The sequence below is a fragment of the Mesorhizobium sp. M0587 genome, from assembly GCF_040320945.1.
In the GTDB taxonomy this organism is placed as follows: domain Bacteria; phylum Pseudomonadota; class Alphaproteobacteria; order Rhizobiales; family Rhizobiaceae; genus Mesorhizobium.
Genome location: NZ_JAMYQP010000004.1, coordinates 1 through 24,857 on the forward strand (window position 1 = coordinate 1; position 24,857 = coordinate 24,857).

A 24,857-nucleotide genomic window follows, 5' to 3' on the forward strand; every position below is an offset into this window, starting at 1 on the left:
CCATCAGCATCGACGCCGAAATCTACAAATGGCGCCATCTCATCGAGAACTTCTTCGCGAAGCTCAAAGAATTCAAAGGCATCGCAATGCGCAGCGAGAAAACTGATCGCAACTTCTCCGCGATGATCTACGCATGCGCTGCCGTCATCAACTCTCGATGATTCTCAACAGCCCCTTGTGTGTGCCGGGGAATTCTGCCATAAAAATTTAGGACAGTAGTGCTGTCTTATTTTGTCGCACAAAACAGGCTGGATTGGCGTAACATATAGGCCTCTCCGGCTGTTGCCACGCGCGACGGGTGGACGGCCGGGCTCTGGCCTGTACGATACCAGATGCGAACCAGGCGGAACGCCGCGTGGTTCGACAAGGATTTCGCAAGACGTGCCGCAAGGATCAGGGTGAGCCAAGCGCTTGCCGAGGCAAACCAGCGCCCGAAGGGCTGGGTATGGAGGACAGGACAATGACGGAATTGACGCACGCTGCGACGAACGGCCAGGCCGCGCAGACGAAAGCGGCAACCGTCAAAAACGCGTCCCTGACCACTTTTGGCCGATCCAGCACCGGGCTGGCCGCGCAAGGCCTCTACGATCCGCGCAACGAGCATGATGCCTGCGGCGTCGGCTTCATCGTCAACATGAAGGGCGTGAAGTCGCATCAGATCGTCGAGAACGGGCTTGCCGTGCTCGAAAACCTGACGCATCGCGGCGCCGTCGGCGCCGATCCGCTGGTGGGCGACGGCGCCGGGGTTCTGGTGCAGCTTCCGGACCAGTTCTTCCGCGAGGAGATGGCGGCCCAGGGCATCGAACTGCCGCCGGCGGGCCAGTATGGCGTCGGGCACTGGTTCATGCCGCAGGACCCGGCACTTCGCGCCCATGTCGAAGAGATCATCACCGAATCGGCGCAGTCCGAGGGTCTTCCGCTCATCGGTTTCCGTGACGTGCCCGTCGACAACTCATCGCTGTCGAAGGCACCCGACATCGTCGCGTCCGAGCCGTTCCATCGCCAGGTCTTCATCGGCCGCACGTCAGACATTCCCGACGACGAGGAGTACGAGGCAAGGCTCTATCTGCTGCGCAAGGTCATCTCGGGCCGCATCTACGCCGAGAACGACAACAAGGATATCGGCGCCTATTGCGTGTCGCTGTCGGCGCGGACCATCGTCTACAAGGGCATGTTCCTGGCCTATCAGGTCGGCGCCTACTACACGGACCTCAAGGACCCGCGCTTCGAAACAGCGCTGATCCTCGTCCACCAGCGTTTTTCGACCAACACGTTTCCCTCGTGGAAGCTCGCGCATCCCTACCGCATGGTCGCGCATAATGGCGAGATCAACACGGTGCGCGGCAACAACAACTGGATGGCGGCGCGACAGGCCTCGGTCGATTCCGAACTGTTCGGCAACAACATCTCGAAGCTCTGGCCGATCTCCTACGACGGCCAGTCCGACACCGCCTGTTTCGACAATGCGCTCGAGTTCCTGTTCCAGGGCGGCTATAGCCTCAGTCATGCGATGATGATGCTGATCCCGGAAGCCTGGGCGGGCAACAAGCTGATGGATGCCGATCGCAAGGCTTTCTACGAGTATCATGCCGCGCTGATGGAGCCGTGGGACGGGCCTGCGGCGGTGGTCTTCACCGATGGCCGCCAGATCGGCGCCACCCTCGACCGCAACGGGCTGCGTCCGGCGCGCTACATCGTCACCGACGACGACCGCGTCATCATGGCCTCGGAAGCCGGCGTGCTGCCGGTGCCGGAGGAGAAGATCGTCCAGAAGTGGCGGCTGCAGCCAGGCCGTATGCTTTTGATCGACCTCGCCAAGGGCCGCATCGTCTCCGACGAAGAGATCAAGTCGGAGATCGCGACCAAGCACCCCTACAAGACCTGGCTCGCCAACACGCAGCTCATCCTGGAAGACTTGAAGCCGGTCGAGCCGCGCGCGTTGCGCAAGGATGTCAGCCTGCTCGATCGCCAGCAGGCGTTCGGCTACACCCAGGAAGACACCAAGCTGTTGATGTCGCCGATGGCGACCACCGGCCAGGAAGCCGTGGGCTCGATGGGCACCGATACGCCTATCTCGGCCATGTCGGACAGGTCGAAGCTGCTCTACACCTATTTCAAGCAGAACTTCGCCCAGGTCACCAACCCGCCGATCGACCCGATCCGCGAGGAACTGGTGATGAGCCTGGTGTCCTTCATCGGACCGCGGCCGAACATCTTCGACCTTGTCGGGAATTCACGCCGCAAGCGGCTCGAAGTGCGCCAGCCGATCCTGACCAATGGCGATCTCGAAAAGATCCGCTCGATCGGCCACACCGAGGACCGTTTCGACACCAAGACGATCGACATCACCTACGGCTCCAATGAAGGGGCCGCGGGCATGCAGGGTGCCATCGACCGCCTGTGCGAGCGGGCGGAGGCGGCGGTCGCCGGCGGCTACAACATCATCATCCTGTCCGACCGCCAGGTCGGCCCGGACCGCATCGCCATACCGGCCCTGCTGGCGACGGCCGCGGTGCATCATCACCTCATCCGCAAGGGGCTGCGCACCTCCGTCGGCCTCGTCGTCGAATCCGGCGAGCCGCGTGAAGTGCATCATTTCTGCTGCCTCGCCGGCTATGGCGCGGAGGCGATCAATCCCTATCTCGCCTTCGACACGCTGCTCGACATGCACAAGCGCGGCGAACTGCCGGAAGAGGTCGACGCCTACGAAGTGGTCTCGCGCTACATCAAGTCGATCGGCAAGGGCATCCTCAAGGTGATGTCCAAGATGGGCATCTCGACCTACCAGTCCTATTGCGGCGCGCAGATCTTCGACGCCATCGGGCTGAAGTCGGATTTCGTGCAGCAGTATTTCACCGGCACCGCCACGCTGATCGAAGGCGTCGGGCTGAACGAGATCGCCGAGGAGACTTTCAGCCGCCATACGGATGGTTTCGGCAACGACCCGGTGCTGCGCAACAGCCTGGATGTCGGCGGCGAATATCTCTTCCGCATGCGGGGTGAGGCGCATATCTGGTCGCCCGACGCGGTCGCCACCTTGCAGCACGCGGTGCGCCAGGGATCGTGGGAAACGTTCAAGGACTATTCCGCGCAGATCGACAGCGAGACGGCGCGTGCGCAGACCATCCGTGGCCTGTTCAAGATCAAGCTCGCGGACGAGACCGGCCGCAAGAAGGTCGCGCTCGACGAGGTCATGCCGGCAGCCGATATCGTCAAGCGCTTCTCGACCGGGGCGATGTCGTTCGGCTCGATCTCAAGGGAGGCGCACACCACGCTGGCGCGCGCCATGAACGCCATCGGCGGTAAGTCGAACACCGGCGAGGGCGGCGAAGAGGCCGACCGCTACCTGCCGTTGCCCGGCGGCGGCAAGAACCCCGAACGGTCGGCGATCAAGCAGGTCGCGTCAGGGCGTTTCGGCGTGACGGCGGAGTATCTCGTCAATTCCGACATGATGCAGATCAAGGTGGCGCAAGGTGCCAAGCCCGGCGAGGGCGGCCAGCTGCCAGGCCACAAGGTCGACGCCACCATCGCCAAGGTCCGGCACTCGACGCCTGGCGTCGGCCTGATCTCGCCGCCGCCGCATCACGACATCTATTCGATCGAGGATCTGGCGCAGCTGATCTACGACCTGAAGAACGTCAACCCGGCGGCCGACGTCTCGGTCAAGCTGGTGTCGGAAGTCGGCGTCGGCACGGTCGCGGCGGGCGTCGCCAAGGCGCGCGCCGACCACATCACCATCTCGGGCTATGATGGCGGCACCGGCGCTTCGCCGCTGACCTCGCTCAAGCATGCCGGCTCGCCATGGGAAATGGGGCTCGCCGAGACGCACCAGACGCTGGTGCTGAACGGCCTGCGCTCGCGCGTGGCGCTGCAGGTCGACGGCGGGCTGCGCACCGGGCGCGACGTGATCATCGGCGCGCTGCTCGGTGCCGACGAGTTCGGCTTCTCCACGGCGCCGCTGATCGCGGCCGGCTGCATCATGATGCGCAAGTGCCATCTCAACACTTGTCCGGTCGGCGTCGCGACGCAGGATCCGGTGCTGCGCAAGCGCTTCAAGGGCACTCCCGAGCATGTCATCAACTTCTTCTTCTACGTGGCGGAAGAGGTGAGGGCGCTGCTCGCGGAAATGGGCTTTACGCATCTCGACCAGATCATCGGCGACAGCGACCTCCTGGAGAAGCGCGACGTGATCCAGCACTGGAAGGCGCGCGGCCTCGATTTTTCGAAGATGTTCTTCAAGCCCGACGTGCCGCATGAGGCGGCACACTGGACCGAGCGGCAGAAGCATCCGATCGACGACGTGCTCGACCGCAAGCTGATCGAGCTGGCAAAGCCTGCGCTCGAGAGCCGGCAGCCGGTCAGCATCGAACTGCCGATCCGCAATGTCGATCGCTCAACGGGCGCCATGCTGTCGGGTGAAGTGGCCAAGCGATTCAAGCACAAGGGCCTGCGCGAGGACACGATCTCGGTGAAGCTTACCGGCACCGCCGGCCAGTCCTTCGGCGCCTTCCTGGCGCGCGGCATCTCGTTCGACCTCGTCGGCGCCGGCAACGACTATGTCGGCAAGGGCCTTTCGGGCGGCCGCATCGTCATCCGGCCGCCGGAAGAAGCCAAGATCATCGCGGCGGACTCCATCATCGTGGGCAACACGGTGCTCTATGGCGCGACCGAGGGCGAGGCCTATTTCGCCGGCGTCGCCGGCGAGCGTTTCGCGGTGCGCAATTCAGGCGTGGCGGCCGTCGTCGAGGGCGTCGGCGACCATGGCTGCGAGTACATGACCGGCGGCATCGTCGTCGTCATCGGCAAGACCGGCCGCAACTTCGCCGCCGGCATGTCGGGCGGCGTCGCCTATGTGCTGGACGAGGCCGGCGATTTCGCCGAGCGCTGCAACATGGCGATGGTCGAACTGGAGCCGGTTCCCGAAGAAGACGACCTGATGGAAAAGCTGCTGCACCATGGCGGCGACCTCGACCACAAGGGTCGCGTCGACGTGTCGGGCGACATGACCAGCCATGACGAGGAACGGCTCTACCAGCTGATCTCGAACCACGTCCACTTCACGGGTTCGGTGCGCGGCCGCGAGATCCTCGACGACTGGACTATTTTCCGGCCGAAATTCCGCAAGATCATGCCGGTCGAGTACCGCCGCGCCCTGATCGAGATGGAACGCATGCGCATGGGCGTTGCGGCGGAATAGACTTGTTTGGAATTGCCGGGAAGCCCAGGCTTCCCGGCCCACTTCATCGACAGCTTGACCTCGGGCGCAAGGTTGCCATGGCTGCCTCAAGGGGTTAACGGGTGCGGCTAAAACCGCACCATTTGGACAGCAGGAACTGGACTATGGGCAAGGTAACAGGCTTTCTCGAAATCGACCGGCAGGTGCACAAGTACCAGCCGGCCTCCGACCGCATCCGGCACTTTCGCGAGTTCACGCTGCCGATGTCCGACAAGGAGGTAGAGAAACAGGCCGCGCGCTGCATGGATTGCGGCATTCCGTTCTGCCACGGGCCGACGGGTTGCCCGATCCACAACCAGATCCCCGACTGGAACGACCTCGTCTACAACAGGGACTGGGACAACGCGATCCGCAACCTGCATTCGACCAACAATTTCCCCGAATTCACCGGCCGCATCTGCCCCGCGCCCTGCGAGGAAGCCTGTACGCTGAACCTCGAGGACATTCCGGTCGCCATCAAGACGGTCGAACAGGCGATCGCCGACAAGGCGTACGAGACCGGTCACATCAGGCCCTATCCGCCGGAGAAGAAGACGGGAAAGCGCGTCGCCGTCATCGGCTCGGGGCCCGCCGGCATGGCGGCTGCCCAGCAGCTTGGCCGCGCCGGCCACGACGTTCATGTCTATGAGCGCGAGAGTCGGCCCGGCGGGCTGATGCGCTACGGCATTCCCGACTTCAAGATCGAGAAGCACTATATCGACCGCCGCATCGAGCAGATGCAGGGCGAGGGCGTGACCTTCCATTGCGGCGTCAATGTCGGTGTCGACAAGCCGGTTGCCGAACTGCTGGCCGAGCATGATGCCGTGCTCTATTGCGGCGGCTCGGAAACGCCACGCGCGGCCGGCATCCCCGGCGACGACCTCGGCGGCGTGCATGACGCAATGCCCTATCTGGTGCAGCAGAACAGGCGCGTTGGCGGCGAGCCGATCCAGTCGGTCGCCTGGCCGTCGCATCCGATCATCGCCGGCGGGCAGCATGTCGTCGTGGTGGGCGGCGGCGATACCGCGTCCGACTGCGTCGGCACGGCTTTCCGCCAGGGCGCCGTGCGCGTCACGCAGCTCGACATCCGTCCGCAGCCGCCGGAGAAGGAAGACAAGCTCTCGGTCTGGCCCTATTGGGCGACCAAGATGCGCACCTCGTCCTCGCAAGCCGAGGGCGCCGAGCGCGAATTCCAGGTGGCGACGCTCGAATTCATCGGCGAAGAGGGCCAGCTGACCGGCGTCAAGTGCTGCGAGGTCGACGACAAGCGCAAGCCGATCCCCGGCACCGAATTCGTCATCCGCGCCGACCTCGCCTTCATCGCCATCGGCTTCGCCGGACCGGCTGCCGCCGGGGTGGTGTCGGAACTCGAGGGCGAGATGAAGATCGCTACCGACAGCCGCCGTTCCAGGAATGTCGAAGCCAACGACCGCGACTACAGGACCAGCGTCGACCGGCTCTATGCGGCAGGCGACGTGCGTCGTGGCCAGTCGCTGGTCGTCTGGGCGATCCGCGAAGGCCGCCAGGCAGCGCGATCGATCGACGAGGCGTTGATGGGGTCCAGCGTCCTGCCGCGCTGAGCCCCGTTGGAAACTCTACTCCTGCGGCCATCTGAAGGCGTTTTCTGCGCTTCCGGTGCTCGCGTACCTAAACGTACGCTCTGCTCCGGTTCTCGAAAACACCATCATATGGCTCGCGGGAGCGAGTTTCGAACGGTCTCAGAGAAAGTTACTAAGGGTTGATCGCCGTCGTTGTATCGGCGGCGGCCGTTGCCGGATTTGCCTTCGGCGGCCAAGAGAAATCATCGGCGCGGCCGGGCGAAGCCTTTGAGGCCTTGCCTTGGACGACCAGCTTTTCGCCGGGCAGGTCGGGATTGGCCTTTGCCGCCGGTGCAGCGCCGAGCAATTCGGAGCCGCCGTCGAGCGCCGGATCGCTCAGCAGCATGGGTGCCGTGCGATCGATGACAATGGGTGCGGCGGCCGGTGCCGGCGCTTCCACCGGCGCACCCGCTGGTGCCGTCGCCGGGGCGACGCCTCCGGGCGCGGCAAGACCCAGGATCTTCATCAGCGGCTTCTCGGTATAGAAGGCGAGCTTGCGCTTGCCGGCCTTCGAGACGTTGATGCCGTCATCGGCGCGCAGCCGCACGGGCTGGCCGTTCATATCAGGGCCGCTGGTGACGAAGGCGCCGTTCTCGTCGACGAACCCGTCCCAGACGTCGACGAATTCGCCGCCATTGCTTTCGGCCGCCTGGTGGTAGATGTCGTTGAAGGCCAGCATGTCGGAGGTCATCTTCGACACCCGGAACGCCGGCATGCCGACCCACAGGAAGGGCACCTTGGCGGTTGCTATCGCCTTACCGAGCGCATCGGTGCGGCGCTCATATTCCTTGGTCCAGTTCTCGGATCGGGGCTGTTCGCGCACGTCCCCCACCTTCATCTGCTGGCGGTCGTTGGAACCCAGCATGACGACCACGGCGGCTGGTTTTTCGGTCTCGATCAGCGATTTGATTTGTTCGGGCCAGTTGTAGAAATCATCGCGCACGAAACCGGACGAACCGTTGCTGCGAACGACGATCCTGACGCCGGCATTCTCGGCAAAGGCGGTATCCAGGCCTTCGCCAAGGCCGGCCGCCATGAAGTCGCCGACCACCAGGACGGTGCGGGCGTCCGGCGCCTTCTCGACCACGGGGATTTCCGGTTCCGCGGGCGGGCGGGGGGCACGCGGTTTTTTCGCCTTGAGCCTCGGTTTTGCCTTCGGCAGGTCCAGCGGCGGCTCGAACCGTTCGCCACGGTTCGGAAACAGAAGGTCGCGCAACGACCAGCCGCGGTTCTGCTGCTCCTGCGCCATGGCCGGCGCATGGAAAGCGCCCGCTACGGCAACGGCAAGCACTGCGACGGCCAGGATAAGCGCCGGCATGCGACGAACCAGCGTCCCGATGCGCGCAGCCGAAACCAATCGCTTCCTCCATCCCTGCGCGGTTCAGCGCCGGACAGGTCGCTGAGGCCGCAATAATTCTTGTTTTTCACGCAATTCCGGACGGAAAACCGTTACGCGGTCTTCCCGGAATTGCCCTGGCTCTATTTCTGCCTGAGCCATTTGAGTACTTCCATGCTCGGATACCCGTCCTGGGTCAAGCCGACCTTGGCCTGATACGCCATGATGGCGGTTTTCGAGCCGTCACCGATCTTGCCGTCGAACTTGCCATCGTAAAGCCCGTGCTGCGAAAGCCGCTTCTGCAGTTCCTGCCTTTCCTCGAAGGAGAGCTTGGTGAAAGGCCGCTTCCAATCCTGGACAAGACCGCTCAAGCCGGCGATCTCGTCGGCGAGAAGGCCGACGGCAAGTGCATATTTGTCGGCGTTGTTGTAGGCCTTGATGACGGAGAAATTCCTGATCATCAGGAAGGCCGGCCCACCACGGCCGTCCGGCACCTTCAGTGTCGCCTTGTCGGTGAGATTCCTGAACGGTTTGCTGTTGGCCCTGACGACGCCGAGCGCCTGCCATTGCGCCAGCGTCTTCGATCCGCCCGGCAATTTGCCGGCCGGCAAGGCCACTTCGTAGCCCCAGGTCTTGCTGGCCTGCCAGCCGTTCTTCTTCAACAGGTTGGCGGCCGTCGCCAGCGCATCGGGGATGGAATTCCAGATGTCGCGCTTGCCGTTGCCGTCCATGTCGACGGCATAATGCTGATAGCTGGTGGGGATGAACTGCGTCTGGCCCATGGCGCCGGCCCACGAACCCATGAGATGGCTTTCATCGATATCGCCGGTCTGCAGGATCTTCAGCGCCGCGACCAGCTGGGTGCGTGCAAATTTCGACCGTTGTGGGTCGCCATAGGCGAGCGTCGCCAGCGAACGCACGACATTGCGCATGATGTCGTCGCGCTTGAGGATCTCGCCATAATTCGATTCCATCGACCAGATGGCCAGCAAAATGTAGCGGTCGACGCCGAATCTCGCTTCGATCCTGTCCAGCCACGGCTTCCATTTCCTGGCCATCTGCTGACCGACCTCGACGGACTGGTCATGGACGCGGTTGTCGAAATAGTCCCAGGCGGGCGCGGTGAATTCAGGCTGCGTGCGCGCCTTTTCCAGCACCACCGGATCGGGCTCGCCGATGCCCTTGAAAGCCTTATCGTAGACAGCGCCCGAAACGCCGCCGACGACGGCGGTGGCACGGAAGCTGGCGACCCATTGCCGGAAACCGGCATCGGCGAAAGCCGGGCCGGCGGGCATCAGCAAAGCGAGCGAGAGGCTGGCGGCCGCCATGACGCTGGTAAAACGTTGTGCGGCATTGCGAACGGACATCTCTTGCTCCTTCTCTGTCACGGGAAAGACCATTCTTCGCCGAACCTGGTTAGCAATTAGTTTACCATAGGCGGCGTCCGGAACGAAAAGGCGCCTTGATGCTTAGCGGTGGAAGTTTTCCTCGGTCCGCCAAGTAATCCTCAATTTCGGCGTGAAAATGTCTTCAAACAGGGATTGCCGAGTTGGCCATCAAATGGATAATTGACACATGAAGAGAGTTCGCAAGGCAGTTTTTCCGGTCGCCGGTCTCGGCACGCGGTTTCTCCCGGCTACCAAGGCCATTCCCAAGGAAATGCTGACCGTCGTCGACCGGCCCGTCATCCAGTATGTGGTGGACGAGGCGCGAGAGGCCGGCATCGAGCATTTCATCTTCGTGACCGGCCGCAACAAGGCCGTCATCGAGGACCATTTCGACGTCCAGTTCGAACTCTATGATACGCTGGCGCAACGCGGCAAGGACGACCAGCTTGCCCGGCTGCAGCGGCTGCAGCCGGCGCCGGGTCAGACCAGCTTCACCCGCCAACAGGTGCCGCTCGGCCTTGGCCATGCCGTCTGGTGCGCGCGCGAACTGGTCGGCGACGAGCCCTTCGCTCTGCTTTTGCCGGACATGATCATGCAGTCGGAAAAGAGCTGCATGAAGGATATGGTCGATCTCTATGCCGAGACCGGCAACAACATCATCGCCGTGCAGGAATGCGACCCGGCCGAGGCCCACAAATACGGCATTGTCGGCCGCGGCGAGGCCGCGCATCACGGCTTCCGCATCACCGAGATGGTGGAGAAGCCGAAGGCCGGCACGGCGCCGTCCAATCTCTACATCAACGGCCGCTACATTCTCCAGCCCGAGATCTTCAAGATACTCGAGGGCCAGGAGAAGGGCGCCGGCAATGAAATCCAGCTCACCGACGCGATGCTGAAGCTGGAAAAGCAGCAGCCCTTCTATGGCTACAATTATCAGGGCCGGACCTTCGATTGCGGATCGCCGGAAGGCTTCGTCGAGGCCAATGTCGCTTTCGCCCTGTGGCGCAGCGACATGAACCACAGCATGGCCGGCGTCATCCGGAAGCTTCTCGACGAGATGAAGCCGTCCGAGCGACGCGGTGCCGCGTTTTAGAGCAATTCCAGGAAAAGTGTGAAACGGTTTTCCGTCCGGAATTGCGTAAAAACAAAGAGATAGAGCGGCTCGGCGTTTCCATGAAACGGTGAACCGCTCTAGCTCACAGTTTCGTCCTCAGCGCTGGACCTTCACGCCGACGAAGATGCTGTTGGCGGTGTAGTCGCGGCCCGGCAGGTTGCTGGTCAGCTTCTCGGTCCTGGCGCGGGTGGTGAGGCCGGCGTAGCGGTTCAGCCACCAGGTCAGTCCGGCTTCGGCGCTCAAGATCGTGTCGTGGCCGTCGATGCCGACATAGTCGCGCCAATCCAGGCCCAGAGCCGCGTTTGCGGTGAGATTGGCCCGAATCAGCCGCTCGCCCGTCAGGCGGCCGGAATAGAGGATGTCGCCACTTTCACCGGCTGAGGTGGTGGGCTCGACCGTCGTCCGTCCGGTGAGGCCGATCGTGGTGCCGCGTTCGGGCGACCATTTGAGGTCGGCGTTGACTGTCGCGCCCGAAATCGCGTCGAGACGTTCGTCATCGACCGCTTCCCTGAGCCAGCCGGCCGAGAATTCGCCCGACAGCTTTTCGCCCATGTCGAGCTCAAGGCCGGCGCGAGCGCCGAGCCGCGTCGAGGAGCGTTCGAATCCTTCGTTGTCGATGCGTTGATCATAGGTCCGGCGACCGGCCTCGATTTCGGTGAAGGGGGTGAGGGCTGGAGAAATTTCATAACCGGTGCGCAAGGTCGCCGTGTAGAGCGTGCTGTCGCGATCCTTCTGCGACAAGGAGGTGCCGTCCGAAAGCTTGGCGTCGCCGTAGAAGTCGTGGGCGACCGCGCCGGTCACCGTGTACTGCATTTTGCCGGCTTGCTTTTCGAGGGCAAGGCTGCCGTCCAGGGATTGCCGGAGAGGCTGGGTGCTGACGCCGGCAATGGCGTCAGGCGATGACGCCGATTCCGGCACGGCCTCATAGCCGAGCTTGGCGATGGCGCGCAGTTCATTGTCCAGGTCGACGTTGAGCTGCCCCTCGATGCGGCCCTGCTCGTTGTGAACGGGGTAGCCGGAGACGGTCTCGCGAAAAAGGCCATAGCCGTTGATGAGAGCGGAGTTTTCGCGCCAGTCGGAGGCGGCGGAAAAGCGCAGCGCCGTCTCGGACAAGAGTGCCGATTTGCCGGCACTGCTGGAATCGCCGTTCGAGGTGGCGGTCAGGCCTTGTTCGATGGTCGGCCGGATGACGAAGGAACCCCATTTGACGCCGGTGGCGGCAAACGGATCGTCCTCGGCCTTCTTCTTCTTCTGGCCTTCGATGGAAGCGGTGCGCTCGGCGCCGGGGTCGAGCTTCTGCCGGTCGACGCTGTCGATGGTGACGGCGCGGCGGTTGGCCGTCTCCTCGTCGGTGTCGGGGACATCGGCATTGTCCGCAATGGCCGCGGTGGTCTCCGTGGTCGCGGTCGCCGGCTTTTTCTTCTTCGACTTGCCGGCGGTCTTGTCCTTGTCCCGGTCCGCCGCATCTTGCCTGGCGGCGGCTGGGCGGCGGCGAGGCTTGGGCGGCGTCGGCGTGTCGGCGGAGCTATCGTCGGTGACGGCAGGCGGATCGAAAATGCTGTGTGCCGCGGTTGCGGCGTCGGTGTCATCGGGCAAGGCGCCGGCGCTGGCGGGCAAATAGGTGCGCGCAGGCGTATTGTCCTGCGCGGCGCTGGCCGGTGCCTGCTGGCCCTGGCTGGCCAAAGCGAACTGCCTTGCCTTGCGCTGCTGGTCGGACAGGATCGCCGATTCGGAGACTTCGCCGCGCAGCCCCGTTTCCTGGGCATGAAGCAGCGTCGGGCGCAGCAACGCAAGGATGCTGGTCGCCAGCAGCAAGGCGCAGGCCGCCTTGCCCTTTCGTGCTCTCGATTTTTCTGGCTGGGCCCCGGACATCGCCACCACTGCTCGCGCGGCGCAGGCGCGCCATACTTACCGAACCGTAAATTGGGATGGTTAACGGAGGGTTGAGGCGGCGGCTCGTCGCCAGCCGGGAAGGTCGATTTCCAACCGAATTCGTGCGGCGTGCGCCAAGCTTTATGTTGTGGTGCATGTCGCCACCCAAACCATCGCGCATTCCAGAACGGGCGCCATTTCCGTTGGACAGGGGGGCGGCAAAGCGCTAATCGCATCAACCATGCACGCTATATCCCCCGATAGGACGCCTCTGGACAGGCAAACGTCGATCGCTTCGGCGCTGAGAACGGTGGCAACCGAACAGGCTGGGATCGCGGCCCTTGCCGAGGCGCTCGAGAACGGGCTGGCCGGGCCTTTCGCCCAGGCTGTCGACATGATCTCGAAGATCGAAGGCCGGCTGATCGTCACCGGCGTCGGCAAGAGCGGGCATATCGGCTCGAAGATCGCGGCGACGCTGGCGTCGACGGGCACGCCGGCCTTTTTCGTCCACCCCGTCGAGGCCAATCATGGCGATCTCGGCATGATCGCCAAAGACGACGCCATCATCGCCATCTCATGGTCGGGCGAAAGCAAGGAGATGATGGGGATCGTCGCCTATTCCCGACGCTTCTCCATTCCGCTTATCGCCGTCACCTCCGGCGAGACATCGGCGCTGGCGCGGGCGGCGGACGTCGTGCTTTTGCTGCCGCGCGCAGCGGAGGCCTGCCCGCATGGGCTGGCGCCGACGACTTCGACGGTGCTGCAACTGGTCATCGGCGATGCGCTGGCGATCGCGCTGCTCGAGGCGCGGGGCTTCACGCCCGACCATTTCCGCACCTTCCATCCCGGCGGCCAGCTTGGCGCCAACCTGACGCAGATTCGCGAGATCATGCATGTCGGCGACAGGCTGCCTCTTGCGGTGACGGGCACTAGCATGAACGATGCCATCCAGGAACTCTCGCGCAAGGGGTTCGGCTGCGTGGCGATCACCGAGCCGGACGGCGCGTTGGTCGGCATCATCACCGATGGCGACATCAGGCGTCATATCGGCGGCAACCTGCTGGCGATGACGGTGGATCAGGTGATGACAAGAGGGCCAAAGACAGCGGCTCCGGACACGCTGGTGGCAACCGCGCTGCAGACGATCAACAATTCAGCCATCACCAGCCTGATGGTTGTGGAAGGCAAGAAACCGGTCGGCCTCGTCCACTTGCACGATCTCTTGCGCATCGGCGCGGCCTGAAGTTCAGACAGCCTCCACCGTCAGTTCCAGATCCGTATCCGCCGCGCCGGTGACGCGCACCTGCGTGCCCGCCGGCAGATCCGGGCCGGAGACGCGCCACAGCGTGTCGCCGAGCTTGATGCGGCCGCGGCCGTCGCGGATAGGTTCGGCAAGCGTCGCCATCCTGCCGATCATCTGCGCGCCACGCCGGTTGAGCAGCGGCTGGTCCGTCGGATCATTGCGCCCGCCGACCAGCCTCCTGCCGGCATAGGCCGAGACCAGCGACAGCACCAGGAAGGCGAGGACCTGGACCTGCCAGGTCCAGAAACCGGCATCCCAGATCAGCAGCGACACCGCGCCGATGATCAGGGCGGCAATGCCGATCCACAGCATGAAGATGCCCGGCGCGATGACTTCCATCACCAGCAGGATGAAGCCGAGAACCATCCAACTCCACGGGCCGAGTTCGGAAACGATGCGGTCGATCATGGTCTGCTCCTAGGGCAATTCCAGGAAAAGCGTGACACGATTTCCGTCCGGAATTGCGTCAAAACAAAGGGATAGGGCGGTTCGGCGCTTGTGTGAAACGCTCCCGGGCCGGAAGCATCAATTGTCGCTTTGCTTGACGACCGGCGGGCGCGAAATCTGCCGTTGCGTGCCGGTCGGACCATCGCCCTTGAAGACCTCCCGGGCGATCTCGCCGATGCCGCCGAGCGAGCCGATCAGCGACGACGCCTCGAAAGGCATGAGTACGATCTTGGAATTGCCTGCCGAGCCGATCTTGCCCAGTGCTTCGGTGTATTTCTGGGCGACGAAATAGTTCAGCGCCTGCACGTCGCCCTTGGAGATCGCTTCCGACACCACCTGCGTGGCGCGGGCTTCCGCCTCGGCCGAACGCTCGCGCGCTTCGGCGTCGCGGAACGCGGCTTCCTTGCGGCCCTCGGCCTCGAGGATCTGCGACTGCTTGAGGCCTTCGGCGGCGAGGATCTGCGCGCGCTTGTTGCGCTCGGCGGTCATCTGCCGGCCCATCGATTCGATGAGATTGGCTGGTGGGTTGATGTCCTTGATCTCGACGCGGGTGATCTTGATGCCCCAGGGATGCGCCGCTTCATCGACGACGCGCAGCAGGCGCTCGTTGATGGCGTCGCGGTTCGACAGCAATTCGTCGAGGTCCATCGAGCCCATGACGGTACGGATATTGGTCATCGTCAGGTTCAGGATAGCGTTCTGCAGGCCGGCAACCTGGTAGGCTGCCTGCGCCGCGTTGAGGATCTGGTAGAAGGCGATGCCGTCGACACCGACGATCGCGTTGTCGCGGGTGATGATCTCCTGGCTCGGAACGTCGAGCACCTGCTCCATCATGTTCATCTTGGCGCCGACGCGGTCGACGAACGGCACGATGAGATTGAGGCCGGGGGTCAGTGTCCTGGTGTAACGGCCAAAACGTTCGACGGTATAGTTATAGCCTTGCGGAATTGTTTTGATGCCTTTGAACAGCACCAGAACGACAAGCGCGACCAGAACAATGATCGCAATATCGAAACCACTGAAATCCATTTGGCTCTCCCTCAAAGGCCGGCAGCGAGAGCCATTCTCGCGCAGCCGACTTCACCAAAGACTTAAGTGTATTTCAATAGCGTTACAATCAGGTGATGAGGGATTGTTTCTGAGCATGCAATCGAAGGTTGAGGGTAGGGAACTCTGCATCCTCGCGGCTTCAGATCCAGCCGGACAGTTCGCGCCGTACCATCGCCTCGATTACCGACATGCCCTCGGCGCTGTCGTTGAGGCAAGGGATGTGGGCGAAATTCTTGCCGCCGGCGTGGTGGAAGGTCTCGGCCGCCTCACGGCCGATCTCGTCCAGCGTCTCGATGCAGTCGACGGAAAAACCGGGATTGACGATGGCGATCGACTTCACGCCCTCCTTGCCCAATTTCTCCACGGTCTTGTCGGTGTAGGGCTGCAGCCATTCCTGCGCGCCGAAGCGTGACTGGAAGGTGGTGATCAGTTTGCTCTCGCTCCAGCCAAGTTTTTCGCGCAGCAGCCGCGTCGTCTCAAGGCAATGCGCCTGGTAGGGATCGCCCTTGTCGGAATATGGTTTCGGGATGCCGTGGTAGGAGGTAATGACCACCTCCGGTTCGAAATCCAGCATTGCCAGATGCCGTTTGATCGAAGCGGCAAGCGCCTCGATGTAGACAGGCTCGGCGTAGTAGGGCGGTACGCTGCGGATGGCGGGCGCTGCCCGCATCGCCATCAGCGCGCGAAAGAGCTGGTCGTTGGCGGTGGCGGTGGTGGTCGCCGAGTATTGCGGATAGAGCGGAAACGAAAGAATGCGGTCGCAGCCTTGCGCCACCAGCCTTTCAGCGACGCTCGCGGTCGAAGGGTTGCCGTAACGCATCGCCCAATCGACGACGACCTCAGGCAGGTCGGCGAGTGCCTGCCCGAGCTTTTTGCTCTGGGCCCGGGTGTAGGTGCGCAGCGGCGACTCGTTGTTTTCCCGGTTCCAGATCCTGGCGTAGTTGGCGCCCGATTTTTTCGGCCGCGTGGTGAGCACCAGCCCATAAAGGATCGGATACCAGATCGCCTTGTTGAGTTCGATGACGCGCGGATCGGACAGGAATTCGCGGAGGTAACGCCACATCGGTTTGAAATCGGTACCGTCAGGCGTGCCGAGATTGATCAGCATGACGCCGATTTTGCCAGCCTTGGCCAGCGGATGCCCGGCTGGCTGCGCGCCAACAGCCTTCGCGGCTTTGGGATCGACTGCGGTGGAAAGCGTCATCGAGGTTCTCCAGGAGACGCGAACCTAACCATATCGCGCGGGCTTTCAATGCAGCGTCTGGCCGCACCTTAGCAGGAAATGAAAAGCCCGCCCGGTTTCCCGGGCGGGCTTTCTCGCTGAATAGCGAAGCGGCGTTACTTCGGCGGGATGGTCAGCGTCGCGCCTACCGGCAACCGGCGCGGCTCGTAGCCCTTGTTGGCGTCCGAAATGACCTTCCACCTGGTGCCATCGCCATAGGCTTTCACCGCCAGGTCCCAGTAGGTATCGCCGGCAACGATGACGTGGCTTCCCGTGGCCGGTGCGGCCTCTGCGGGCTTTGCCGGTTCGGCAGGTGCCGGTGCGGGAGCCGGGGCTGTTTCGGCCGGCTTTGCGGGTTCGGCCGGCGCCGGTGCAGCAGGCGCTGCCTCCGTGGACATGGCCGGTGGCGTGTTGGCGATATCGCCCGAGTTGGCCGGCAATTCGGGCATTGCCGCTGCCGCATCAGCGGGCTTTGCCGGTTCAGCCGGTGCGGGGGCCGGAGTTGCCGGTGCAGCTTCGGCGGGCTTGGCTGGCTCGGCCGCCGGCGCAGCGGCGACGGTGGCGGCGACCTCGGTGATGCGGCCGTCGAGCTTGGGCGTATAAGGCCGGTGGGCGCCGAGATAGTCGGCGACGACCTGTTCGAGGCCCGGGCCGTAGTCGTAAGCGTTCTTGGCCTTTTCGGCGAAGATCTTGTAGCCGTCGCCGCCCTGGCGCACGTAATTGTTGGTGGCGACCAGATAGTCCTTGTCCGAATTGATCGGCGTCCAGGCGCCGCCTTCCATCACCTCCACCGACTTGACGCGGCCGGCATTGGGCGCGACCGACTTGTCGAAGGAATATTTCAGGCCGGCGACCTGCGGGAATCGGCCGGCGCCGTCCTCGACCTGGCTAAGGCCGTTCTCAAGGCCGGCGACCAGGTCCTTGCCCGAGATCTGAAAGGTCGCCAGCGTGTTCTGGAACGGCAGCACGGTCAGCACCTCGCCCATGGTGACGGTGCCCTTGTCGATCGAGGCGCGCAGGCCGCCACCGTTCGAGATGACGATCTCGACACCCTGTCCCTTGACGCGGTCGAGGACGGCGTCGGAGACGAGATTGCCCATCGCGCATTCGCGGGTGCGGCAGCTCTCGCGGCTGCCGTCGATCACGTCGGTGGTCTCGGCCACTTCCTTGTTCTTCAGCGCTTCGATCGGTGCGCCGAGCTCCTTGATGCGGGCGAGCACGGCTTGGTCGGGCGTAATCGACTTGTCGAGGAAGATCGGGTCGCCGCTCGCCGATTTGACGACGCCATTGTCGTCGAACACGACCTTGAACTCGCCGAGATATTTCGAATAGGACGCCGCCTGCACGACCGGAACCTTGTAGCCGTCCGGGTTGTCGACCATCGTCGGATAGGGGCCTTCCGCCTTCGGATCGGTGTTCGACAAAAGCGAATGGCTGTGGCCGCCGACGACGACGTCGATGCCCGGGATCTTGGCGATGACGTCCCGCTCGCGCTTGTAGCCGATATGGGTCACGGCGATGATCTTGTTGACGCCTTCTCCCTTCAGCTTCTCGACCGCAGCGGTGATCGACTTGACGTCGTCCTCGATGGCGACGTTGGGGCCGGGGGTGGCGAGTTCCGGCGTGTCGTTGGTGATCGCGCCGATGATGCCGATCTTCTGGCCGCCGACCTCGACGACGATCGATGGCTTGACTCGGTCGCCGAGCTTGGACTGGGTGTTGGCCTTCACATTGGCGCCGAGCACTGGAAACTTGATCATGTCGAGGAACGGCGCGAGTGCCGTCTCGCCGTCGTCGAATTCATGGTTGCCGAGCGCCATTGCGTCGAATTTCATGTCGTTGAGGAATTCGCCTTCGGCCTTGCCCTTGTAGGTCGTGTAGAACAGCGAACCCTGGAAATTGTCGCCGGCGCTGAGCAGCAGCACGTTCTGGCCTTCGAGCTTCTTGCGCTCCTGGGCTATCGCGGTGATCAGCCGGCCCGCGCCGCCGATACACTCGCCCTTGGTCTCCTCTTCGGCCGAGCAAGTCGATTCATATTTGTTGTTGCCTTCGATGCGGCTGTGCCAGTCGTTGATGTGCAGGATGTTCAGCGTGTAGTCGGCAAAGGATACGCCGGCCGACAGGCCGAGCGTCGATGCCGAAAGGGCGGCAATGGCGGCAAGCTTCTTCATCTTGGTCTCCCGGTAGGCTGATCAGAGGCGTTTAACGCCATTGCTTGACTGGAACATAACAGTCGGCGTTTTTTGCCATGTTCCCATCGCGTTCCGGGCGACGCAAGCGGAAATCCGGGCGACCTTTGCCGGCGCAAAAAAGAACGGCGGCCAGTGGCCGCCGTCCGACAGGATTAGACGTCGCGCCGGGTCAGACGCGCCGTGTCAGGACGAAATTCTGGCCGCCGGAACTGGTGCAGTTCAGCTGGCTGGTGGACACAAGCAGGCAGTTGAAGCTGACCGCGGTCTGGCGAATCAGAGACGTGCCGTTGATCTGCACCGACGTGGCGCCGGTCATGGTGTAGCTGCCGTCGGCGAGTTTCTGGCCGGTGTCGGTGGCGACGGTCGTGAAGGTACCGCTGGCGAAGGTCGACAGGCCGGTACCCTTGGCATCGATCCAGGAGCCTTCGACGCCTTTTGGCGCGGCTGCCATCGGCGGCTCGCCGGGGCCGCTGGTCGCACAGGCGGCAAGCGCCGCCAAGCCGACCGCGGCAATGCTCATCGAAACAATCTTGCGCGCAATGCTCATCGTGAAAATCCTCTCCTCTCGCATCGGTCCAAAAATCGGAATCGATTTTGGAAAGCACGACGCGTACATCCAAAGTGCTGGAGCGTAGTTCGTGTGTCCGACGGGACGCGCAAAGCTCCAGGCCGCACTCCTTCAATCGCCCGATTTCCGGGCGATTGCAAGGTAATGAGCCATGTTGCCCGAGATGCTATCGGACGAGGATGTTGCGGAATTGCCACGGATCGCTTCGGTCGAGGTCCTCGGGGAACAGACCCGGGCGTCTGTCGAGCGGCGTCCAGTCGGTATAGTAGCCCTTGACCGGCCCGAGATACCGGGACTGCACGTCCAGGCAGCGCTTGTAGTCCATCTCGTCGGCCTCGACGATGCCGGCCTCGGGATTTTCCAAGGCCCAGACCATGCCGGCGAGAACCGCCGAGGTGACCTGCATGCCGGTGGCGTTCTGATAGGGAGCCAGCTTGCGCGCCTCGGCCAGCGACAGTTGCGAGCCGTACCAGTAGGCATTCTTGTCGTGGCCGTAGAGCAGCACGCCGAGTTCGTCGACGCCGTCGACCAGTTCGTTCTCGTCGAGCACGTGGTGCACCGGTTGAGCCTTGCCGGCCGCACCGAACATCTCGTGCAGCGACAGCACCGCGTCGTTGCAGGGATGGTAGGCGTAATGGCAGGTCGGGCGATACTGGACCTTGCCCTTCTTGGAATGCACGGTGAAGAAATCGGCGATCGAGATCGCCTCGTTGTGCGTCACCAGGAAACCGTATTGGGCGCCCGGCGTTGGGCACCACGAGCGCACGCGCGTGTTGGCGCCGGGCTGCTCCAGATAGATCGCGGCCTTGGAGCCGTGCTTGTGCTTTTTGCCGTTCTTCGGCATCCATTTCTCATGCGTGCCCCAGCCGAGTTCGGCGGGCTGCAGGCCCTCGGAGATGAAGCCCTCGACCGACCAGGTGTTCCAGAATACGTCCATCGGCTTCGGCTTCTTGGTGCGCTGGGTGTCGCGCTCGGCGATGTGGATGCCCTTGACGCCGGCCTTCTTCATCAGTCTGGCCCAGCCCTCGCGGTCTTCCTGCGCGGGTTCCGAAAACTCGAGGCCGAGATCGGTGGCGAGGTTGACCAGCGCCTGCTTGACGAACCACGAGACCATGCCGGGGTTGGCGCCGCAGGTGGAGACCGCCGTCGCGCCGCCGGGCTTGTCGTGCTTTTCCTTGATCATCGCCTCGCGCAGCGCGTAGTTGGTGCGGCTGGCATTGTCGGCCGTGGCGTCGAAATAGAAGCCAAGCCACGGCTCGACGACGGTGTCGATGTAGAGCACGCCGAGCTTCCGGCAGAGCCGCATCAGGTCCACCGAGCCGGTATCGACCGACAGGTTGACGCAGAAGCCCTGGCCGCCGCCATTGGTCAGGAGCGGCGTCAAGAGCTTCTTGTAATTCTTCTCCGTCACCGCATCCTGCATGAAGGTGATGCCACAGTCGTCGAGTAGCTTGCGGTCGGTGTCGCGCGGGTCGATGACCGTCATGCGCGACTTGTCGAACTTGAAATGGCGCTCGATCAGCGGCAGCGTTCCCCGTCCGATCGAGCCGAAGCCGATCATCACCACAGGGCCGGTGATTTCACCGTAAACGGGCCAGTTTTCATTCGCCATTTATCGAGCACTCCTTCGAACACGTGCAAAGCCGAGCGGACAGAGAAAAAGCCGGGCATTTTCGCCCGACGGCCATGCGCTACATCACAGATCATTGTCATAAACCAGCGAAAAGCGCCAACCTGCGCCTAGCCGCCATTGGCCATGTGGTTAAGGACGGCGACCAGCTGGGCGCGGTCCGATGTCAGGCCCTTGTAGTCGAGCTGGGCGAGATCGAGCGCTTCGATCTGGGCGGCGAAAGACACAGCGAGCTTCACGCGGTCGGGGTGCTGCGCCAGCACAGTGAGCGGATCGAGATGGATGCGGATGGTGAACAGGATATCGCGCGAGGCGGGCAGCTTGCGCAGCGTCTGACGCTCGACGCGGATGAAGGCGTGCGCTTTGACGTCACCGTTGGGGAAGTGTGTGGGCCGTTTTGTAGCACGATCGATGCGCTCGACATTGGACAGCGGATGGTAGAGCGCGTCACCCGACTGGATCGACCAGTTATAGCGCTCGACCGCCTGGCCCTGGAGACCGTCGAACACGCGGTTGATCAAGTCGGCCGGCCGCGTGCCCGGACCGAAGCCCGGCACCGGCGCGTGGATCTGCTGCAGCGGCTTGCCGAATTTCTCAAGCAGCGACCAGGACGAGGGAAAGCACAGCGAACCCGCGGCCAGACGCCAGCCGTTGTCGTCGCGGCGCATCAGGATCAGGTCTTCCTGCACCAGCATCGACGCCACGGCCAGCGGAGCGCCGGCGAGACGAGGAGGGAGATCGCTTTCCGCGCCTATGGCCTCGATGCCCGCATTGGTGCGCCGATAAGAGCCGGAGAATTTCTCCAGCAAGTGCGTCCCGAGCAATTCGAGCACTTCCTGCTGGGCATTTCGCGTGCCGTCCTCCTCGACGAAAACCCGTTCGGGAATTTCCCCATAGAGTCGGCGCTTCTCGGCGAGATACGGCAGCAGATAGCTGTCGATCTCGATCCAGTTTGCAGGATCGAGCGGCTTGAGCCCGATGGTGAAGAGTTTTGACGAGCCATCATAGGGCGTGTGGCTGGGGGGCGTGCGGGTAGGCAAAGACGTTCTGCTTCAGATCAGTTTTGCCGGGATCAGTCCGCGCAGCGAATTGCCGACGAACAGCCCCTTGGCGGATTTCAGGTCGTCCAAGCTGTAGATCGCTTCCTCGGCCCGGCCTTCGTCCAGAAGCTCGGCGCGCAATACGCCAGGCAGCAGGCCGCAGTCGAGCCGCGGTGTTGCCAGCGTGACGTCGCCGAAATCGGCGAAAAGATTGGTGATGGTGCCTTCGCAGATTTCGCCGCGTTCATTGGCCAGGATCACCTCGTCGGCCTGGGTGATGAGATATTCGGAGCGGGCATGAGTGTAGAGCTGCCGCCGGCTGGTCTTGTGGCGCAGCAGCATGTCGCTCGAAGCGAGCCTCGTGCGTGCCAACCGCAATCTCCAGACCTTGTCGGCGGCGAGCGGTTCATAGGGTTGCGCCGAGGCGGTCGCGTCGCCATTGCGCGGCAAGACGAGCCGCGTGCGCAAGGCGATGCCGGAGCCGTCGACGGTGTTGGCCAGCACGTCGCCGATCTTTTGCGGATCGCAGTTGAAGCCGAGCTCCGCCGCCGAGCCGTAAAGCCGCGCGAGGTGGCGATCGAAGCGCAGGAAGCCGGTCTCCGGCTCCCAGCGCATGGTCTCGATCAGCTCGAAGTCGGCGGCGTTCCCGTCGCGAAGCGCGCTTTGAGCAGACACTCCTGGTACTCCTCCCCGGCGACCGAATCGAAGACGATGCCGCCGCCCACATTGTAGACGGCTTGGCCACTCGAAAAGAGCGAGATGGTGCGGATCGCCACGGAAAAGCGCATCGTGCCGCCGGGTGCGATCCAGCCGATGGCGCCGCAATAGACGTCGCGGGGCGTGCCCTCAAGCTCGTGCAGGATCTCCATGGCGCGGATTTTCGGCGCGCCGGTAATGGAGCCGCAAGGAAACAACGCCGCGAAAATCTGGCGAATACCGAGACCCGGCAGCAGCTTCGCCCTGACGTCGCTCACCATCTGGTGGACGGTCGGATAGGTCTCGATGCGGAACAGCGCCGGCACGTCCAGCGTGCCGGCTTCGCTGATCAGCGAGATGTCATTGCGCAGGAGGTCGACGATCATCCGGTTCTCGGCCTGATTCTTCTCGTCATTGCGCAGGAAGTTCTTCTGCCGTTCGTCCTCGGCTTTGGTCGCACCACGCGGCGCCGTGCCTTTCATCGGATGCGTCTCGATCATGCCCCCGGCGTCGATCTCGAAGAACAGTTCGGGCGAGCGCGACAGCACGATGGGATCGCCGAGCGCGACCAGCGCGCCATACTTCACCGGTTGGCGTTCGGTCAGCGCATCGAACGCGGCGAGCGGGTCGCCGGACCATTGCGCACGCACCGGAAAGGTCAGATTGCCCTGGTAGCAATCGCCCTGCCTGATGTGCTGGTGCAGTCGTGAAAAGCGTTTCTCGTAATCCTCGAACGACCAGGCCGCCCTTGCATCGAAGATCGGGCCGTTGGTCGCGGCAGCGTTGCGCGGCGGTACCGCTTCTTCGATGGGAGCATCGAAGACCCCGAGGCAGATGAGCGGCACGCGGCGCCTGGCCGGCAGCAAGGGAACGAGTTTCGGTTCGAGCAGATAACCGGCCTCGTAGGAGAAATAGCCGGCCAGCCACTTGCCGGCGTCGTGCGCGGCTTGGGCCGCCTCCAGCGCCGGCAGGAAATCCCGGGCTTCATTCGCCACGATGATGCCGGCCGGCCGGTTGAAAACGAGCTGGCGCGCGCTTTCGTCGTTGCGGAAAATGGCGGCGGGCAGGGACATGGGGACCGGGATCGATGAAGCCGTTGACCGCTCTATATGGGGGGCCGCTCGCGCGCAATCGAGGGAACGGCACCTTGCCACTCAAAGCCGACCTGTGGGCCGACCTGTGGGCCGAGCTTTGGGCCGAGCCGAGAGCCGACCTTCTGGGCTGACCTTTGCGCCAATTCTGGGTCGACGTGCCGCGCCGGCTTTGCGGGCCAAAAACGAACCGGCGGCGCCATGAGCGCCGCCGGCGTGATAATTTCTTCCTCTATCGTTCAGCTGTTGCTGGCCGTTCCCGCCGTTGGAAACTGCCGGGCGAATTCCTGTTCGTTGCCGGCGGCCAGCAGTTTCGCCTGCTCGACCCAGCGTTCGCGCGCAATGCGGCCGTCGAAGTTCATCACGTCCTCGACGCGCTTGATGTCGGCGGCGGTCCAGGCGGCAATCTGGGCGAAGCTGGTGATACCTTGCGCCTTGAGCAGCTTCTCATTGACCGGGCCGATGCCGATCAGCCGGCGCAGATTGTCAGGCTTTCCCGACGCCGGCTTGGCTGTTGCCGGCGCGGCTTTCCTGGCCGGGGCAGCCTTTGGCGCGGCCGAACTCTTGGCTGCCGTGGCCTTGGCTGCGGTGGCCTTGGCCGCAACTGGTTTCGACGCTGCCGTCTTCGGTGCCGCGGATTTGGCGGCGGCCGGCTTTGCAGGGGCGGCCTTCGCGGCGGCCGGTTTGGCCGGCGCCGGCTTTGCGGGGGCGGATTTGGCCGAGGCCGGCGTCGATAGCAGGGCGGCCGGCGCCTGGCTGGCCGCCTTTGCCCCGCCGGTTCCGGTGGAAGCCTGTGCCCCGCGCAGCTGGCGCTCGAGGTCGGCGCGGGTGCGCCCACATGCATCCAGCTCGCCTGTCAGCCGATCACTGTCGGCGCGAAGCCTGTCGCGCTCGCTGCGCGTGCGATCGAGATCGCCACGCAAGCTGTCGAGTTCGCCGCGCAGGCGCCCCCAGAGGAACCAGCCAACCAACACACCCACAAGGAACGCCAGGAGCATGTAGAAAAAAGTGCTCATTGTCTCTCTCCAGTCAGGTCTGTCTGCCGTGGCATGGGCCATGACCTTCGGCAAAGGACTACTCGATGGTGACTCCGCG

At 63.5% G+C, this 24,857-nt stretch carries 18 protein-coding genes; 5 read left to right on the forward strand and 13 right to left on the reverse strand.

Annotated features, from left to right (window positions below):
- Positions 1 to 20: 20 nt before the first annotated feature.
- The 3 genes from NKI49_RS04685 (at position 21) to NKI49_RS04695 (ending at position 6,795) form a co-directional block, all read left to right on the forward strand.
- Complete coding sequence (locus NKI49_RS04685) at positions 21 to 161, forward strand: hypothetical protein (protein WP_352695560.1); 141 nt, start codon at positions 21 to 23, stop codon at positions 159 to 161.
- Between the two features lie 299 nt (positions 162 to 460).
- A complete protein-coding gene (gene gltB / locus NKI49_RS04690) occupies positions 461 to 5,197 on the forward strand; it encodes a glutamate synthase large subunit (protein WP_352603073.1) in 4,737 nt (1,578 codons plus the stop codon).
- Positions 5,198 to 5,340: 143 nt separating this feature from the next.
- Entirely contained in the window at positions 5,341 to 6,795 is a 1,455-nt protein-coding gene (locus tag NKI49_RS04695) for a glutamate synthase subunit beta (RefSeq protein WP_352603075.1), read from the forward strand.
- Positions 6,796 to 6,946: 151 nt separating this feature from the next.
- On the opposite strand, the gene NKI49_RS04700 is transcribed toward NKI49_RS04695, so the two are convergent.
- Both NKI49_RS04700 and NKI49_RS04705 read right to left on the reverse strand, forming a co-directional pair.
- Positions 6,947 to 8,170: an SGNH/GDSL hydrolase family protein gene (locus NKI49_RS04700; protein ID WP_352603077.1), complete on the reverse strand. Its 1,224-nt coding sequence runs from the start codon at positions 8,168 to 8,170 to the stop codon at positions 6,947 to 6,949.
- Positions 8,171 to 8,292: 122 nt separating this feature from the next.
- Positions 8,293 to 9,516, reverse strand: a complete 1,224-nt coding sequence (locus NKI49_RS04705; RefSeq protein ID WP_352603079.1) for a lytic murein transglycosylase — start codon at positions 9,514 to 9,516, stop codon at positions 8,293 to 8,295.
- 208 nt (positions 9,517 to 9,724) lie between these two features.
- On the opposite strand from NKI49_RS04705, the gene galU reads away from it, so the two are divergent.
- Positions 9,725 to 10,630 (forward strand): UTP--glucose-1-phosphate uridylyltransferase GalU, encoded by a 906-nt coding sequence (gene galU, locus NKI49_RS04710; protein WP_352603081.1) that lies wholly within the window; start codon positions 9,725 to 9,727, stop codon positions 10,628 to 10,630.
- Between the two features lie 117 nt (positions 10,631 to 10,747).
- Here galU and NKI49_RS04715 read toward each other — a convergent pair whose 3' ends face one another.
- Entirely contained in the window at positions 10,748 to 12,523 is a 1,776-nt protein-coding gene (locus NKI49_RS04715; protein WP_352603083.1) for an outer membrane beta-barrel protein, read from the reverse strand.
- Positions 12,524 to 12,764: 241 nt separating this feature from the next.
- On the opposite strand from NKI49_RS04715, the gene NKI49_RS04720 reads away from it, so the two are divergent.
- A complete protein-coding gene (locus NKI49_RS04720) occupies positions 12,765 to 13,766 on the forward strand; it encodes a KpsF/GutQ family sugar-phosphate isomerase (protein ID WP_352603084.1) in 1,002 nt (333 codons plus the stop codon).
- 3 nt (positions 13,767 to 13,769) lie between these two features.
- Here the strand turns inward: NKI49_RS04720 and NKI49_RS04725 are convergent, their stop codons facing one another.
- From NKI49_RS04725 to NKI49_RS04770, 10 genes are all read right to left on the reverse strand, one after another.
- Positions 13,770 to 14,234 carry an NfeD family protein gene (locus NKI49_RS04725; protein WP_352603086.1) on the reverse strand — a complete coding sequence of 155 codons (465 nt, stop codon included), beginning with the start codon at positions 14,232 to 14,234 and terminating at the stop codon, positions 13,770 to 13,772.
- A 117-nt stretch (positions 14,235 to 14,351) separates the two neighbouring features.
- Positions 14,352 to 15,302: an SPFH domain-containing protein gene (locus NKI49_RS04730; RefSeq protein ID WP_352603088.1), complete on the reverse strand. Its 951-nt coding sequence runs from the start codon at positions 15,300 to 15,302 to the stop codon at positions 14,352 to 14,354.
- 160 nt (positions 15,303 to 15,462) lie between these two features.
- Complete coding sequence (gene hemH / locus NKI49_RS04735) at positions 15,463 to 16,527, reverse strand: ferrochelatase (protein ID WP_352603090.1); 1,065 nt, start codon at positions 16,525 to 16,527, stop codon at positions 15,463 to 15,465.
- Positions 16,528 to 16,661: 134 nt separating this feature from the next.
- Entirely contained in the window at positions 16,662 to 18,716 is a 2,055-nt protein-coding gene (locus NKI49_RS04740) for a 5'-nucleotidase C-terminal domain-containing protein (RefSeq protein ID WP_352603092.1), read from the reverse strand.
- Between the two features lie 190 nt (positions 18,717 to 18,906).
- Complete coding sequence (gene omp10 / locus NKI49_RS04745; protein WP_352603094.1) at positions 18,907 to 19,284, reverse strand: outer membrane lipoprotein Omp10; 378 nt, start codon at positions 19,282 to 19,284, stop codon at positions 18,907 to 18,909.
- 187 nt (positions 19,285 to 19,471) lie between these two features.
- Positions 19,472 to 20,917 carry a homospermidine synthase gene (locus tag NKI49_RS04750; protein ID WP_352603096.1) on the reverse strand — a complete coding sequence of 482 codons (1,446 nt, stop codon included), beginning with the start codon at positions 20,915 to 20,917 and terminating at the stop codon, positions 19,472 to 19,474.
- A 128-nt stretch (positions 20,918 to 21,045) separates the two neighbouring features.
- Positions 21,046 to 21,975 carry a heme-dependent oxidative N-demethylase family protein gene (locus tag NKI49_RS04755; protein ID WP_352603098.1) on the reverse strand — a complete coding sequence of 310 codons (930 nt, stop codon included), beginning with the start codon at positions 21,973 to 21,975 and terminating at the stop codon, positions 21,046 to 21,048.
- A gap of 12 nt (positions 21,976 to 21,987) precedes the next feature.
- Positions 21,988 to 22,650 carry an aminotransferase class IV family protein gene (locus NKI49_RS04760; RefSeq protein ID WP_352603100.1) on the reverse strand — a complete coding sequence of 221 codons (663 nt, stop codon included), beginning with the start codon at positions 22,648 to 22,650 and terminating at the stop codon, positions 21,988 to 21,990.
- Positions 22,599 to 23,756 carry an aminodeoxychorismate synthase component I gene (locus NKI49_RS04765; RefSeq protein ID WP_502899532.1) on the reverse strand — a complete coding sequence of 386 codons (1,158 nt, stop codon included), beginning with the start codon at positions 23,754 to 23,756 and terminating at the stop codon, positions 22,599 to 22,601. Before NKI49_RS04765 ends, NKI49_RS04760 begins: the two co-directional genes overlap by 52 nt.
- A 245-nt stretch (positions 23,757 to 24,001) precedes the next feature.
- Positions 24,002 to 24,778 carry a helix-hairpin-helix domain-containing protein gene (locus tag NKI49_RS04770; protein WP_352603104.1) on the reverse strand — a complete coding sequence of 259 codons (777 nt, stop codon included), beginning with the start codon at positions 24,776 to 24,778 and terminating at the stop codon, positions 24,002 to 24,004.
- Positions 24,779 to 24,857 lie beyond the last annotated feature (79 nt).

Coding starts and splice junctions, on each gene's coding strand:
- NKI49_RS04725 (WP_352603086.1), bottom strand. CDS start 14,234: ATGATCGACCGCATCGTTTCCGAACTCGGCCCGTGGAGTTGGATGGTT.
- NKI49_RS04720 (WP_352603084.1), top strand. CDS start 12,765: ATGCACGCTATATCCCCCGATAGGACGCCTCTGGACAGGCAAACGTCG.
- NKI49_RS04695 (WP_352603075.1), top strand. CDS start 5,341: ATGGGCAAGGTAACAGGCTTTCTCGAAATCGACCGGCAGGTGCACAAG.
- NKI49_RS04770 (WP_352603104.1), bottom strand. CDS start 24,778: ATGAGCACTTTTTTCTACATGCTCCTGGCGTTCCTTGTGGGTGTGTTG.
- NKI49_RS04740 (WP_352603092.1), bottom strand. CDS start 18,716: ATGAAGAAGCTTGCCGCCATTGCCGCCCTTTCGGCATCGACGCTCGGC.
- NKI49_RS04730 (WP_352603088.1), bottom strand. CDS start 15,302: ATGGATTTCAGTGGTTTCGATATTGCGATCATTGTTCTGGTCGCGCTT.
- omp10 (WP_352603094.1), bottom strand. CDS start 19,284: ATGAGCATTGCGCGCAAGATTGTTTCGATGAGCATTGCCGCGGTCGGC.
- NKI49_RS04750 (WP_352603096.1), bottom strand. CDS start 20,917: ATGGCGAATGAAAACTGGCCCGTTTACGGTGAAATCACCGGCCCTGTG.
- NKI49_RS04705 (WP_352603079.1), bottom strand. CDS start 9,516: ATGTCCGTTCGCAATGCCGCACAACGTTTTACCAGCGTCATGGCGGCC.
- gltB (WP_352603073.1), top strand. CDS start 461: ATGACGGAATTGACGCACGCTGCGACGAACGGCCAGGCCGCGCAGACG.
- NKI49_RS04715 (WP_352603083.1), bottom strand. CDS start 12,523: ATGTCCGGGGCCCAGCCAGAAAAATCGAGAGCACGAAAGGGCAAGGCG.
- galU (WP_352603081.1), top strand. CDS start 9,725: ATGAAGAGAGTTCGCAAGGCAGTTTTTCCGGTCGCCGGTCTCGGCACG.
- hemH (WP_352603090.1), bottom strand. CDS start 16,527: ATGACGCTTTCCACCGCAGTCGATCCCAAAGCCGCGAAGGCTGTTGGC.